This window comes from Candidatus Zixiibacteriota bacterium, assembly GCA_020853795.1.
GTDB lineage: Bacteria > Zixibacteria > MSB-5A5 > CAIYYT01 > CAIYYT01 > JADJGC01.
The window spans coordinates 1-11,894 of the sequence record JADYYF010000201.1; the positions used below are offsets into that span (position 1 = coordinate 1).

Annotated in this window: 15 protein-coding genes; 5 read left to right on the forward strand and 10 right to left on the reverse strand. The window is 59.3% G+C overall.

Annotated elements, in window-relative coordinates; genetic code table 11:
• The first annotated feature begins 166 nt into the window (after positions 1-166).
• The 4 genes from IT585_14940 to IT585_14955 all read left to right on the forward strand — a co-directional run bounded on the left by IT585_14940 (position 167) and on the right by IT585_14955 (position 3,137).
• Entirely contained in the window at positions 167-1,012 is an 846-nt protein-coding gene (locus IT585_14940; GenBank protein ID MCC6964546.1) for an isocitrate lyase/phosphoenolpyruvate mutase family protein, read from the forward strand.
• Positions 1,009-1,401, forward strand: coding sequence for a glyoxalase (locus IT585_14945; protein MCC6964547.1), 393 nt, complete (start codon positions 1,009-1,011; stop codon positions 1,399-1,401). The genes IT585_14940 and IT585_14945 overlap by 4 nt, the downstream gene beginning before the upstream one ends.
• A 140-nt stretch (positions 1,402-1,541) precedes the next feature.
• A complete protein-coding gene (locus IT585_14950) occupies positions 1,542-2,492 on the forward strand; it encodes a hypothetical protein (protein MCC6964548.1) in 951 nt (316 codons plus the stop codon).
• A 168-nt stretch (positions 2,493-2,660) separates the two neighbouring features.
• A complete protein-coding gene (locus IT585_14955; protein MCC6964549.1) occupies positions 2,661-3,137 on the forward strand; it encodes a hypothetical protein in 477 nt (158 codons plus the stop codon).
• A 215-nt stretch (positions 3,138-3,352) separates the two neighbouring features.
• Here the strand turns inward: IT585_14955 and IT585_14960 are convergent, their stop codons facing one another.
• Genes IT585_14960 through IT585_14980 form a run of 5 tightly spaced genes read right to left on the reverse strand, consistent with a single transcriptional unit; the run spans position 3,353 to position 5,702 of the window.
• Positions 3,353-3,925, reverse strand: coding sequence for a Spy/CpxP family protein refolding chaperone (locus IT585_14960; protein ID MCC6964550.1), 573 nt, complete (start codon positions 3,923-3,925; stop codon positions 3,353-3,355).
• Positions 3,926-3,938: 13 nt separating this feature from the next.
• Positions 3,939-4,079, reverse strand: coding sequence for a hypothetical protein (locus tag IT585_14965; protein MCC6964551.1), 141 nt, complete (start codon positions 4,077-4,079; stop codon positions 3,939-3,941).
• Entirely contained in the window at positions 4,076-4,588 is a 513-nt protein-coding gene (locus IT585_14970) for a periplasmic heavy metal sensor (GenBank protein MCC6964552.1), read from the reverse strand. The genes IT585_14965 and IT585_14970 overlap by 4 nt, the downstream gene beginning before the upstream one ends.
• Complete coding sequence (locus IT585_14975; protein ID MCC6964553.1) at positions 4,585-5,061, reverse strand: zf-HC2 domain-containing protein; 477 nt, start codon at positions 5,059-5,061, stop codon at positions 4,585-4,587. Before IT585_14975 ends, IT585_14970 begins: the two co-directional genes overlap by 4 nt.
• 35 nt (positions 5,062-5,096) lie before the next feature.
• Positions 5,097-5,702, reverse strand: a complete 606-nt coding sequence (locus tag IT585_14980; protein MCC6964554.1) for an RNA polymerase sigma factor — start codon at positions 5,700-5,702, stop codon at positions 5,097-5,099.
• Between the two features lie 227 nt (positions 5,703-5,929).
• Between IT585_14980 and IT585_14985 the strand changes: the two genes are divergently transcribed.
• Positions 5,930-7,615, forward strand: coding sequence for a serine hydrolase (locus IT585_14985; protein ID MCC6964555.1), 1,686 nt, complete (start codon positions 5,930-5,932; stop codon positions 7,613-7,615).
• Between the two features lie 7 nt (positions 7,616-7,622).
• Here the strand turns inward: IT585_14985 and IT585_14990 are convergent, their stop codons facing one another.
• From IT585_14990 to IT585_15010, 5 genes are all read right to left on the reverse strand, one after another.
• A complete protein-coding gene (locus IT585_14990) occupies positions 7,623-8,990 on the reverse strand; it encodes a beta-lactamase family protein (protein ID MCC6964556.1) in 1,368 nt (455 codons plus the stop codon).
• 123 nt (positions 8,991-9,113) lie between these two features.
• Positions 9,114-10,016, reverse strand: a complete 903-nt coding sequence (locus tag IT585_14995; protein MCC6964557.1) for a DUF58 domain-containing protein — start codon at positions 10,014-10,016, stop codon at positions 9,114-9,116.
• A gap of 90 nt (positions 10,017-10,106) precedes the next feature.
• Positions 10,107-10,595, reverse strand: a complete 489-nt coding sequence (locus IT585_15000) for a DUF4396 domain-containing protein (protein ID MCC6964558.1) — start codon at positions 10,593-10,595, stop codon at positions 10,107-10,109.
• 97 nt (positions 10,596-10,692) lie between these two features.
• On the reverse strand, positions 10,693-11,232 hold the full coding sequence (locus tag IT585_15005) for a sigma-70 family RNA polymerase sigma factor (protein MCC6964559.1): 540 nt from the start codon (positions 11,230-11,232) through the stop codon (positions 10,693-10,695).
• A gap of 77 nt (positions 11,233-11,309) precedes the next feature.
• Positions 11,310-11,894 (reverse strand): ZIP family metal transporter (locus IT585_15010; protein ID MCC6964560.1); only part of this gene is annotated, 585 nt, incomplete at its 5' end.

The window sequence follows — 11,894 nt, forward strand, 5'->3', positions numbered from 1 at the left end:
ACCACGGGTGATTGAGGGGTTTCGACAACATGATACGTGCGAAAAGAACTGTCGAAACCCCGCTGAAGGTATCCGCGATATCGAGTGACTGGTGTTGGGGGTTTCGACTTGAGGGGCCCGATTCCGGCTTGCGCCGCGCTGATTGATCAACGACATTTGCTTCGCTATGAATAATTCTGAATCTGTCTCCACGATCACCACCTTCCGTACCCTCCACGCTTCGGGGTGTTTCATCATCCCGAATCCGTGGGACATCGGGTCAGCGAAGATACTTCATCATCTTGGCTTCAAGGCGTTGGCGACAACCTCGGCAGGCTTTGCCTTCTCACAGGGGTTACCCGACACCGCAACCGCCTTGTCGCTTGACATGGTGCTGTCGCACTGTAGGGACATCGTCGCGGCAACACCGCTGCCGGTGAATGCCGACTTTCAGGCCGGGTACGCAAACAACCTTGAAGGTCTCGCGGAGAATGTGAAGCTGTGCGTTCAGACGGGCGTGGCCGGACTGTCGATTGAGGATGCGACAGGCGACGCGGCGAATCCGCTGTATGAGCGGGAGGTCGCCATCGAGCGGGTGCGCGCCGCACGAGCCGCGATCGATGCCACCGGCAGTGGCGTGCTTCTGACGGCACGGTGCGAAGCGTGGCTGGTGAACTATCCAGATTGTGAAAAGGTAGCGCTCGATAGGCTGGTAGCCTATGCTGAAGCGGGCGCGGATTGTCTCTATGCGCCGCGTGTGCAGGACCTGGACGCGATTTCCCGCATCGTCAAAGCCGTCGCACCCAAGCCGGTTAACGTGCTGGTGGTGGCGCCGGCACCGGGATTGAACCTGAGGCAACTGGCTGATCTGGGCGTGCGGCGAATTTCAGTCGGGTCGGCGCTGTCGCGCGTGGCTCTGGGCGCATTTCAGCGCGCGGCGGAGGAAATCGCCAAGACCGGGAAGTTTGATCGGCTGGGTGAGTCAGCGGCATTTAGTGAATTGAACGAGATCTTTGCGCGAGAGAAGCCATGACGGTGAATAAGTCGCTCTTCATCTTGTACGTCGCCGACCAACTACGAAGCGCGAAATTCTACACCCGGGTCCTAGCTTGCGAACCGACGCTAAATGTCCCCGGCATGACCGAGTTTGCCTTGACACCGACCAGCGTTCTCGGGTTGATGCCGGAGGCCGGAATCAAGCGACTTCTCAGCAACGCACTGCCCGATCCGGCTGGCGCCCATGGCATTCCCCGGGCGGAATTGTACCTGAAGGTAGCTGATGCGGCGTCCTATCACCAGCGCGCTCTCTCTGCCGGCGCCATAGAACTGAGCGCAATGGCGCTGCGCTCGTGGGGAGACCGAGCCGCCTACAGCCTTGACCCCGACGGACACGTGATTGCGTTCGCGGAAGATGTTCCATAGCCATTCTAGATGCATTACTGTCAGTCTTCACCTACTGAAACATCGACAGCGTTTCTCCAGTCCTACTTCCATTAACTGACTCAAATCGTTGCTTGGGTCTGAATGAAGATCCTAACATTCGTGAGAGGTAGGCTCTCCCCATGAAGAAGGTCATTCTCATCGCTCTCGTCGTCGTCGTGGCTGCAGGCGTTATCAGTCTAGGCTACGTCGTCTATCGCGAACAACGCGCCGACTACGGCTGGAGCCCGGTCATTGACACACCGGCATTTGACGAAGGCACCGGTCCCCGTGTGCTGGTCGATCAGGCCCACAACAATGCCAGCACCATCGGTATTGCCGGTCGCTACTGGCCATTCGGAAAGTTGCTGCGCGCCGACGGCTATCGCGTCGCCAAAGGCAAGGACAAGTTCACCACTTCTTTGCTGAATGAGACGGACATCCTGGTAATCGTCAACGCTTCCGGTGCGCCTAAACCGCAGTTCCTCGGTTTCAATCTCCCCATCGGCACGGAAGGCGACCGATCAGCGGCGGCGTTTACGACAGAAGAAGTCGCGGCGATCGTCGAGTGGGTGAAACAAGGAGGCTCGCTGCTGCTCATTGCTGACCATGCGCCGTTCGGCGCGGCAAGCGCCGGTCTGGCTGAGGCATTCGGAGTGAAGATGTACTGCGGCTTTGTCGAAGTCCCCGATGAGATCTCCGATCCGCTGCTCTTCTCCGACGTCAACGGTCGCCTTGGTGATCATCCGATTCTCACCGGCGGCCCGACACCGGTTCGCCGCGTGATGACCTTCACCGGTCAGTCGCTACAAACCGCCGACAGCGCGGCAATTCTGCTGCGCCTGCCGGCCAATGCGGTTGAGTACATCCCGCAAGCAGAGGTCGAAGGCCGCGTCGAGATGAAACAGCAGCCGGCCGGAAATGCCCAGGGACTGGCTTTCGATTTCGGTAATGGTCGAGTGGTCATCCTCGGCGAGGCGGCCATGCTGACTGCCCAGGTGTACCGGGGCGAGGAGTTCGGGATGAACCGCCCCGATTGTGATAATGAGCTGTTCGCGCGTAATGTGATGCGCTGGCTGGCGCGAAAGCTGTAGTCCGTAGGTCGGGTTCCGAGCGCAGCTGTGACTTGACGCCTCAGCGACTCTGTGAAGCGAGAAACCCGACATTTGGATTTTGAGTCAGGATCGCAGGGATCCTGACCTACCAAAGCGGCGGATTGAGGCTTGCGGCAACCGAAGGGATGGGTTTTCGTAGTATCTGATATGAAAACTCAAGGCAACATTCACGGGAATTCAAACGACGTTGCGACAGTGGACGGCATCCTCGCGGCGTTGTACGGATCGATATCCTTTCATTTGGGCGGCGGTGCTGATTATGAACGGTTGCGCTCACTCTGGATTCCGGCGGGACGGCTGCTGATCCCGAAGCGAGCCGGGACCGATTCAACATCAGTGACCGTAGAGGAATTCATCGAGCGTTGCAAGGTGACCTTTGCGAGCGAGTTCTTTCGCGGCAAGGGCTTTCGCGAGACCGAAACCAAACGCCAGGAGCAGCGCTTTGGCAACATCCTGCACGTCTTCTCGGCCTACGTCGGCGTAATCAGCGATCCCGAGGAGAGAGTGATCGGACGCGGGATTAACAGCATCCAACTGTTGTGGGAGAATGAGCGTTGGTGGATCGTATCGATGGTCTGGGACGACGAACGGCCGGAGAATCCGATGCTTGACTGGGCCGAGTAATCGCGAGCAACAGCTCCTGTCCCACCGCAATCTTTCGTTCCTCGCGACGTCCCGGCTTCGGGGCACCAGAGGAGAAGTCGAGCCCTGTGCCTGAATTACAATAAAACGGCGTCCGGAAGTTAGCAGGACGCCGTCTGGGGGAGAAAAGGGATGGTAAGTGGTCTAATCAGCCATAGTCAGCAAGCGATGGTAAGTGGACCAATCAGCTGCAGTCATCACAGGCCGCGGCCGCGACCCATGCGGCAGCCATCACCGCGACCTTGCGGACAATCGCCACCCATGCCGCGATGCTTCATCATGCCGCGTTGTCCGTCGCCCATCATGCCCATGCCGTGAGGACGGCTGTCCCAGATCTTCTTCTGATCGGGGGTCAAGAGGTTGCGCAGCGCCAGGCGGTGCGCAGCGTTCTTCTTCTGAAGATCAGCGGTTAGCTTGCTGATTTCGTCGATCTTGCTGTTGATTGCGCCCTGGTTAGCGTCGCCGCGGAACAACTCCTGGAGTTCGATGCGTTTGACCTTCACTTGCGCGCGCAGCGGGATCATCTCCTTCTGATGCGCCACTCGCATCTCCTGCATCTTCTTCTGCTGTTCTTCCGTCAGCTTCATCTGCTCGACGAACTGGAACCGCGGTCCATCGCCCATACCCTGGCCCTTGCGGCCAACCCACATGAATTCATTTTCATCATCGTCATCGTCCGGCGCATTCGGCGCGTCCTGCGCCATCAAGGGCAGGGCGGCCATTACCACCAGCGCCGCGAGCAAGCCCAAGAATCTCAGTTTGTCTCTCATTGCATGTCTCCTTTCAGTACTCCAACTCACCTGCAGACCCAACGGCGGCGAGTTGCAGCGGGCGCATCGCGCGACGGCTACTCGGCAGGCCGTCCGCGCGCGAAAACTCCACCCGCCGCGACTGGCCGCCGTCTGGTCCGGTTAATCTCATCATTGACCTTCCTCTATCGGCATCGGGCCCGGTCGAGACTTGCCGCGTCGGCCTTCGCCGAATCGGCCCGGCATTGGACCGCGTCCGCGTTCTTCAATCATCCGCAGCAACCGCGCGCGCTGTTCCGGCGAGAGCACGCCGCGATCAGCGATAAAGCGCTCAACCAACCGCCGCTGAATCGATTTCTGCTGCAGTGCAATCTCATCGACCAGGGCGAACACCTTGAGCGTGTCGGGCTCGGCGGCGCTGAGTTCATCGAATAGCTGTTTGCGGCTCAGTTTCATCTGCTCCATGACCGGCGCTACGGTGCTGTCGAGCCAGTAGCGTGACTGCTCCATCTTCCTGCGCTCTTCCGGCGTAAACACCATCGCCGGCGGTTCCTTGTCGCCGATCCCGGGGCCAAAATCCTCGGGCGGGCCCGGTTTGACACGGTTGATGACAATCGTCACCAGTGCCGCGACATTGACGATCAACAGCAGGATCACGACATAGATCAATGTTCGGATCTTCATCGCGAACCTCCGTTGCCGTTATCCACCTGCTCGTAGACCTCGTCCAGCAGCAACGATGAGGTCGAGAAACCGGAGGCGTAGTATTCAATCAGCTCGTCGGTCTCGGTCGCAGTAGTAGTTGTTGTGGTCTGCGGCGTCCGGCCGAGCATCACGCCAGCCACGATCGCCACGGCGACACCGAGCGCCTGCAGGGTGATTCCAAACGCGGGACGGCGCAGCGGCCCGAAAGCGGGCGTCGGGCGGCGATCCGCTTCGAGTTCATTGACTCGAGACTGGATCGCCCGCCATAGCGATGCCGGCACCGCCGCTCCCAGCTTGTCGGCAGTGAACAGGGATTGATACTGCGCGAACAGCTCCCGGCAGTCGGCACAGTCGCGCAGGTGCGCGTCGATCGCAAGCCGCTGATCCTCCGGCAGGGTATTTTCCAGCCGCGCGATCAGGTTCTGTTCGATCTCTTTGCAGGTCACAATCATCAACCTCCGTCCTTCAGTTCTTGGACAATCAGCCCCTACGATTTCTTTCGCCGTTTGTGGAAATTCGCCAGCATCGCCTTCTGCAGGCTTTCCTTGGCGCGGTGCATCAGCGACTCAATCGACGGTATCGTCAGGTTAAGTTGTTCGGCGATTTCCTGATAGCTCAAGCCTTCCAGCTTGTGCAGAAGATAGACAGTCCGCTGCCGTTCCGGCATGTTCGCCATCAACTCGGCCAGTTCGATGCGGGCTTCCGCGGTCTCCAACTGCCGGTCGGGGCGGTCGGTCTCCGGCGCGGACAGCTGCTGTTCCAGCGAGACTTCGTCGGTATCGATGGAGACAATCTGCTTGAGTTTCGACAGCAGCCCGCCGCGCTTGCGGAAATTGATCGACTTGTTGACGGCCACGCGATGCAGCCAGGTCGACAGCTTGCTCTCGCCGCGCAGCGACTCGGCCTTCTGCCACAGTGTGACGAAGACATCCTGCGCCACTTCATGGGCGTCGTCAGGATTTCCCAGCAGGCGCAGGCAGAGATTATAGGTCGTAGGAGAATGGCGATCGAAGAGAGTCTTAAAAGCCGCGCGGTCCCCCTTGGCGACGGCAACAATCAACTCGCGTTCATCTATGTTGGCTTCACCTGACATCGGTGTTTTCAACATAACGTTCGTTAGACAAAGCGGAGAAGAAAAAACCGGCGGGGAAGATAGTTCGATTTCCCCCGGCAATCCCTACTCACTGGGAACAGCAGGATCGCACAACGGCCCAGCGGAGTCGACATCAGGCACGGTTGACAAGAGTTCTTGACAGAACCGCCCTCAACAGTGCATCTAAGAGGCTTGGGGAGGCATACGGTCAGGAGGCCAGTCAATTCATGCGTAATCGAAAACAAATCCTTTGCCTGTTCGTCGCGGCTACCTGTCTGGCTGCGTCTCTGATAACGACCGCGCGCGCACAAGAGGTTGAATCGACTCTGCGGCAGCAGGTTGAGCAATATCTCAAGGCGTCCGAGAGCGTCTACAACTTCACCGGTTCGGCCGCGATCGCCAAAGGCGGCAAGATCATTTATGCCGGCGGATTCGGAATGGCGGATTTCGAGGCCAAACGCAAGAATGCGCCGACCACGCGGTTTCTGATCGGTTCGGTCACCAAGCAGTTTACAGCGGCAGCGATTCTGCAGATGCAGGAGAAAGGGCTGCTGTCGGTGGACGATACGCTCAAGAAGTACTTCTCCGATTTCCCGGAGAATATCGCGAACACCGTGACGATCCGGCATTTGCTGACGCATACCTCTGGTATCGCCAACTATACGGCGAGCACGGCGTTTGCCACCTGGTTGAAGACGAATCCGTCCCTCGACGACCAGATCGCCATGATCGCCACGCTGCCACCCGATTTTGCCCCCGGCGAGCGCTACCAGTACAGTAATTCCGGCTACAAGTTGCTGGAAGGGATCATCGTCAAGATTTCCGGCATGCCGTGGGATCAGTACATGGCGAAGAACATCCTCGCGCCGGCCGGACTGAGTGCGACCGGGTTTGATCTGATGCAGGTTGAAGAGGATTTGCGGGCGGTCGGCTACACGACGCCGGACAGTATCCGTCAGCGCGCCGAGATGTGGCCTCCGGGAGTCGCCGGCGGCGCCGGGGCGCTCTACAGTACGACACTCGACCTGATCAAATGGGATGAGGCGCTGCGCACGAAGAAGCTCCTCAGCGCTGCTTCACTCGCGGCCATGTACACGCCCAATCTTGATCGCTACGCCTTCGGCTGGATCATTGATTCAGTCGGCGCTTACGAGCGCATCTGGCACGACGGACAGATCGCCGGCTTTGCGGCGGCGCTGGTGCGAATTCCGTCCGAGGAACTTTGCATCGCAGTCTTGAGCAACGACGACACCGGCCCGGCCCGGAGTTTGGCGATTGCGCTGTCGGCATTGGCCGTCGGGCAACCGTACGATGTTCCGGTTAGAAAAACCCCAGTGGCGGGCAACCCCGACCGCTACCCGGAATATGTCGGCGCCTACGATCTGGGCGGCGGCCAGTACCGGTTCATCACGACCGAGAACGGCAAGTTGTATTCGCAGCGCGCCGGCAGCCCACAATTTGAGATCCTCCCGGAAGGCGGAGACAAGTTCTTCTATCCGATGGACAACGCCACAACCGTGTTGTTCATCCGCAACGAGGCAGGCGAGGTGATGGCCCAGGAGTTTCAACAGGGCGGCGTGGACTCGAGGCACCGGAAGCTGCCACCGGACGAAGCCGAGAAGGTGATGCCGAAATTTGAGGTCGCACAGGTCGATCCGGCGATTTACGATCAGTACGTCGGCGAGTACCAATTGGCACCGATCTTTTCGATCGTGATCACGCGCGAAGGCAATCAGATCTTCGGCCAGGCGACGGGACAATCGAAGTTCGAGATGTTCCCCAGCTCGGAGACCAAGTTCTTCTTGAAGGTCGTCGAGGCGCAGATCGAATTTGTCCGGGGCGCCGACGGCAAGGTCGAGCAATTGATTCTCTACCAAAGCGGCCAGGTGATGCCGGGCAAGAAGATCAAGTAGCGGACTGCTAACGCACGCGCCGTACCAAATTGCGAATTGCCTGCGCGACGTCTTCGGCGGCCGGCGGATCATAGTTGGCCAGCACAATTACGGTGTAGCCGCCACTCAGACCGGAGTCGAGTTCGGCATTGATTCCTGGAGCGCCACCGGCAACTCCCAGATCATTGCGTGGCGGGCCGAATTTCCCGGATGCCAGAGCTTGTGCATACTTGAGCAGGTCGGTAGCCGTCGAATATCCTCCGCCGGCGGAACTGCCGCGCGCCGGGCGAGTGTAGATGTTCTGGCGGCGAGAACCGTCGCGTGAGCCCTCGGTCGTATAACCTTCAGCCAAATCGCGCACCGGCACGTCAGCCTCGTACCACGCGGAATTCTCCATGCCCGCTGGTCCAAAGATGTTCGTCTTCACGAACTCATAATAGTCTTGCCCGCTTGCCCGCTCAACAATCGCTCCCAGCAGGATATAGCCGCCGTTGGAGTAGGCGCGGCGCGATCCCGGTTCGAACTGCAGGGCTTCATTCGCGAAGAGCGGGATGAAGTCGCGGTTGTGTCGGAAGCGGTTCTTGGGCGAGTTGTCGAAGGCTTCGCCGAAGAAATCGCCGATCCCGCCCGACATCTCCACGAGATGACGAATTGTCACTTTGGCGCGGGCCTCCGCGTTCGGGTAGTCCGGCAAATATGTCCCAATCGTGTCGTCGAGCGACAGCTTGCCCTGCGCCGCCAACATCTCGATTGCCAGGCGTGTAAAGCTCTTGTTGATCGAGCCCAGATTGAACTTGGTGTCGGGCCGATTGGGAACCTGGTACTCGATACTGGCCAGGCCGAACGCCTGATGGTAAAGCGGCTGGAAATCGCGCGCGATCAGCACGACGCCGGAGAATTCCTGCGCAGCGGTTTTCTCTTTCAGCAGTGAATCGGCCGCGTGCAACAACTGCGTCTCACTGAGCGGCGGAAGATTAGGATCAAGCGGTTCGTCAACGCTCATCAGGCTCAGCGATCGCAGTCGGGGCGGCTGCGCGTGATCGTGGAGAAACACCAACTCGAAAAACATGCCCATCTGTGCTCGCGCGATGATCGTCGTGGTCGAGTCGGTGATCGCCGTCACCTGCTGCAGTGCCAGCCCGCGCAGGTCGTTGAAGATGCTCATCATCGCGGTAAGCCGGGTCTCAAGTGGCCGCTGGGCGAGCGCTGCCGGCGCGACGTTGGTTTGCAGAAACTCCCGCATCATCTTCTCATCGCCGGAATTGAATGCCTTCAGGTACTCACCCACTAACGAACCCGCCGGCGAATCTGCCAGCGACAGGGCGGCCGCTGTTGCCGCGAACAGACTCACAGCCATCAAGCCGATGACGAGGACTCTCGACATTTTGCGCTTCATCGTTTCTCCCATGATTTGTGATACAGCTGAGGCGAAGTTAGGTCGTAAGCAGCCGGCGGACAAGAGCTGCGGTCGAGAATTAACAGATATTAACAGTGCCGGGAGCTCTGGCAACTGACTCGACTAATAGAGCCGCGCCCGCTTATTGAGGTAGGCGAAGAGCGCGCGATCGTAGGGCGTCGCGGTGTCGATCGGCACGTAGTCGATGTTCGACATCCGGCATTCACGGGCAAAGCGTTCGAGGATCTGCCCGACGACCTTCTGATATTCCCCCTTTACCTGCCACGGCAATGTGCTGACCTGCTCGCCGGTTTCCATGTCCTTAAAGATGGCCTCGAGCGGAAACGAGAAATCGCGTTCCTTGGGGTCGAGCACGTGGAAGACGATGATCTCATGCTTCTTGTGGCGGAAGTGCTTGAGCCCGGCGATGATCTGATCGGGGTCATCAAGCAGATCGGACAGCACGATCACGAGACCGCGGCGTTTGATCCGTTCGGCCATTTCGTGTAGTGTTGAAGCGACATTGGTCTTCTGCGCCGGCGCAAATTGCTCCATTTCGCGCAGAAGAACATGCAGGTGCGAGGCCGCCGAACGCGGCGGCACGTAGACATTGATCTTCTCGTCGAAGCCGACCAGTCCGACCGCGTCGCGTTGCTTCAGCATCAGAAACGACAGCGCCGCCGCCAACTGCAACGCATAGGTCAGCTTGTTCAGGCGTTGATCGGCGGCAAAGGCCATCGAGCGGGAGCAGTCGACCAGCAGGTACGCTTTGAGGTTGGTCTCTTCTTCATACTGCTTGATGTAGAACCGATCCGACTTGGCGAAAACCTTCCAGTCGATGTCGCGAATCGAATCGCCCGGCATGTACTGGCGATGCTCGGCAAATTCGACCGAGAAGCCGTGATAAGGCGAGCGGTGCAGGCCGGCGATGAAGCCCTCGACCACCAGCCGCGCCTTAACCTCGAGGCTCTTGAGCTTGCTCAGAACCTCCGGCGCCAGGTATTTGCTATGCGATTGATCCGCCATGTAGGGATTATACGCAACCGCCGGGCGCTGCGCCCAGCGGTTTTGAGGTTACGCGAAAACGAATTTCCATGAAGATGGAGACAGCGGCGGCTAATGGTGCGCATGCACAATGGCGTGCCCGCGGCCGCGCGCGATCAGCCAGCGATTCACCGGGAACGCCGCCGCGCCCGCCAGCACCAGCGAGGCCGCCATGCTGCCCCAGAAGAGTCCTGAGGTCAGGCCGGCATCCATCGCTCCCGGGATCAGCAGCATCAGCGCGTTGTCGATGACTTCCATAACTACAATCGAGAGCGTATCGGCGGCGAACGCCAACGCCAGGGCGGTTCTCACCGCCAGACCCGACTTGAGAAGCGGCATCAGGGTCAGTGAGTAGCCGAAAATAAAGGCCAAAATCACCGAAAGCGCGACCGTGGTCCAATTGCCCCAACCGAGCGCCGGGCCGATGACCATGCCGAGGATTTCGCCAATGGCACAGCCGGTCAGGCAGTGAATCGTGGCGCTGAACGCCAGGCGGCTCAGCGAGCCAGCTGAAGCCATCGCGGTTGCTTGATGGTGGTGATGCTGCATGGTGTGTTCCATATGATTCCTCCGTCGTGTTAGCCAATCTGGCGGCCTTTGCATGGCCGGCCTGCTCCCTAAGACGGAGACTCCTGCCAAGGTTACACTGATTTCGAAGTCATTTGGGGGAGCAGGTGCAATCGAGACAGCCGTGTTTGGCACAGGTCCGGCAGGTTTCTTCCAGTTTTTGCCGAAGCGCCTGCCGCGCCCGATGGCGGCGAACTTTCAGGTTGTTTTGTTGGATGCCAAGTTCATCAGCGACCGAGGCGGGTTCTTGTTCTGCCAGTTCGAGCTTCTCAATCAGTTCGGCGTATTCCGGTTTCAACGAGGGCAGGAGACCGCGAAAACACTCGCACAGCGCTGCCTCGTCAGCCGCAGTCGGCGCAGCTGCTGCTTCAGCATCGATTATGCGGTAATCGTGATGCTTGGCTATCGTAGCGCGGTGACGGTAGTAGTCAATGATGGCATTGTTCAACACCCGAAAGAACCAGGCCACCAACCGTTCATCAGCGTCGAATTCGGGTGCCGAGCGCAGGCTCTTGAGCAGACTGTCCTGCAGGATATCCTCGGCGACCTCGGGCTCAGCCACGCGTTTGCGGATGTAACCCAGGAGGCGCTCGCGCTGCACTAACAGGGGTTGCAGGTCAGGTGTATTCATAGCGATTGAAGGGAATACGAGCGCAATGTGCTTCTGTGGGTCTGAATTTGCGTGACCGCGAAGACAGGGCGATCAATCTACCCGAGCGCCACGTCAAGAACCATCATCACCGCAAAGCCGACCATGACGCCCATGGTCGCGGCGTGCGAATGGCCGGAGGTCTGCGATTCCGGGACGAGTTCTTCGACGACCACAAAAATCATGGCGCCGGCCGCAAAGGCGAGCGCATACGGCAGAATCGGTTTGGCGGCGATGACGAGCGCGGCGCCAAGCACACCGGCAATCGGTTCGACGGCGCCGGAAAGTTGGCCATACCAAAACGCCTTCCGTCGCGATACTCCGGCCCGGCGCAACGGCACCGATACGGCGAGACCCTCGGGGAAATTCTGAATGCCGATACCGAGCGCCAGCGCCACCGCGCCGGCCAATCCGGCTGATGGGAGATCGGAAGCCACCGCTCCAAAAGCCACGCCAACCGCCAGACCTTCGGGGAAATTGTGAAGCGTGATCGCGAGTACAAGCAGCGTTGCCTTTTGCCAGTGGGTGCGGATGCCTTCGGCATGAGTGCCGTCGTCGGTGATATGCAGGTGTGGCAGAATCAGGTCGATTCCGCGCAAGAACAGCGCCCCCAGCAAAAACCCGACCGCCGCCGGAACCCAGGC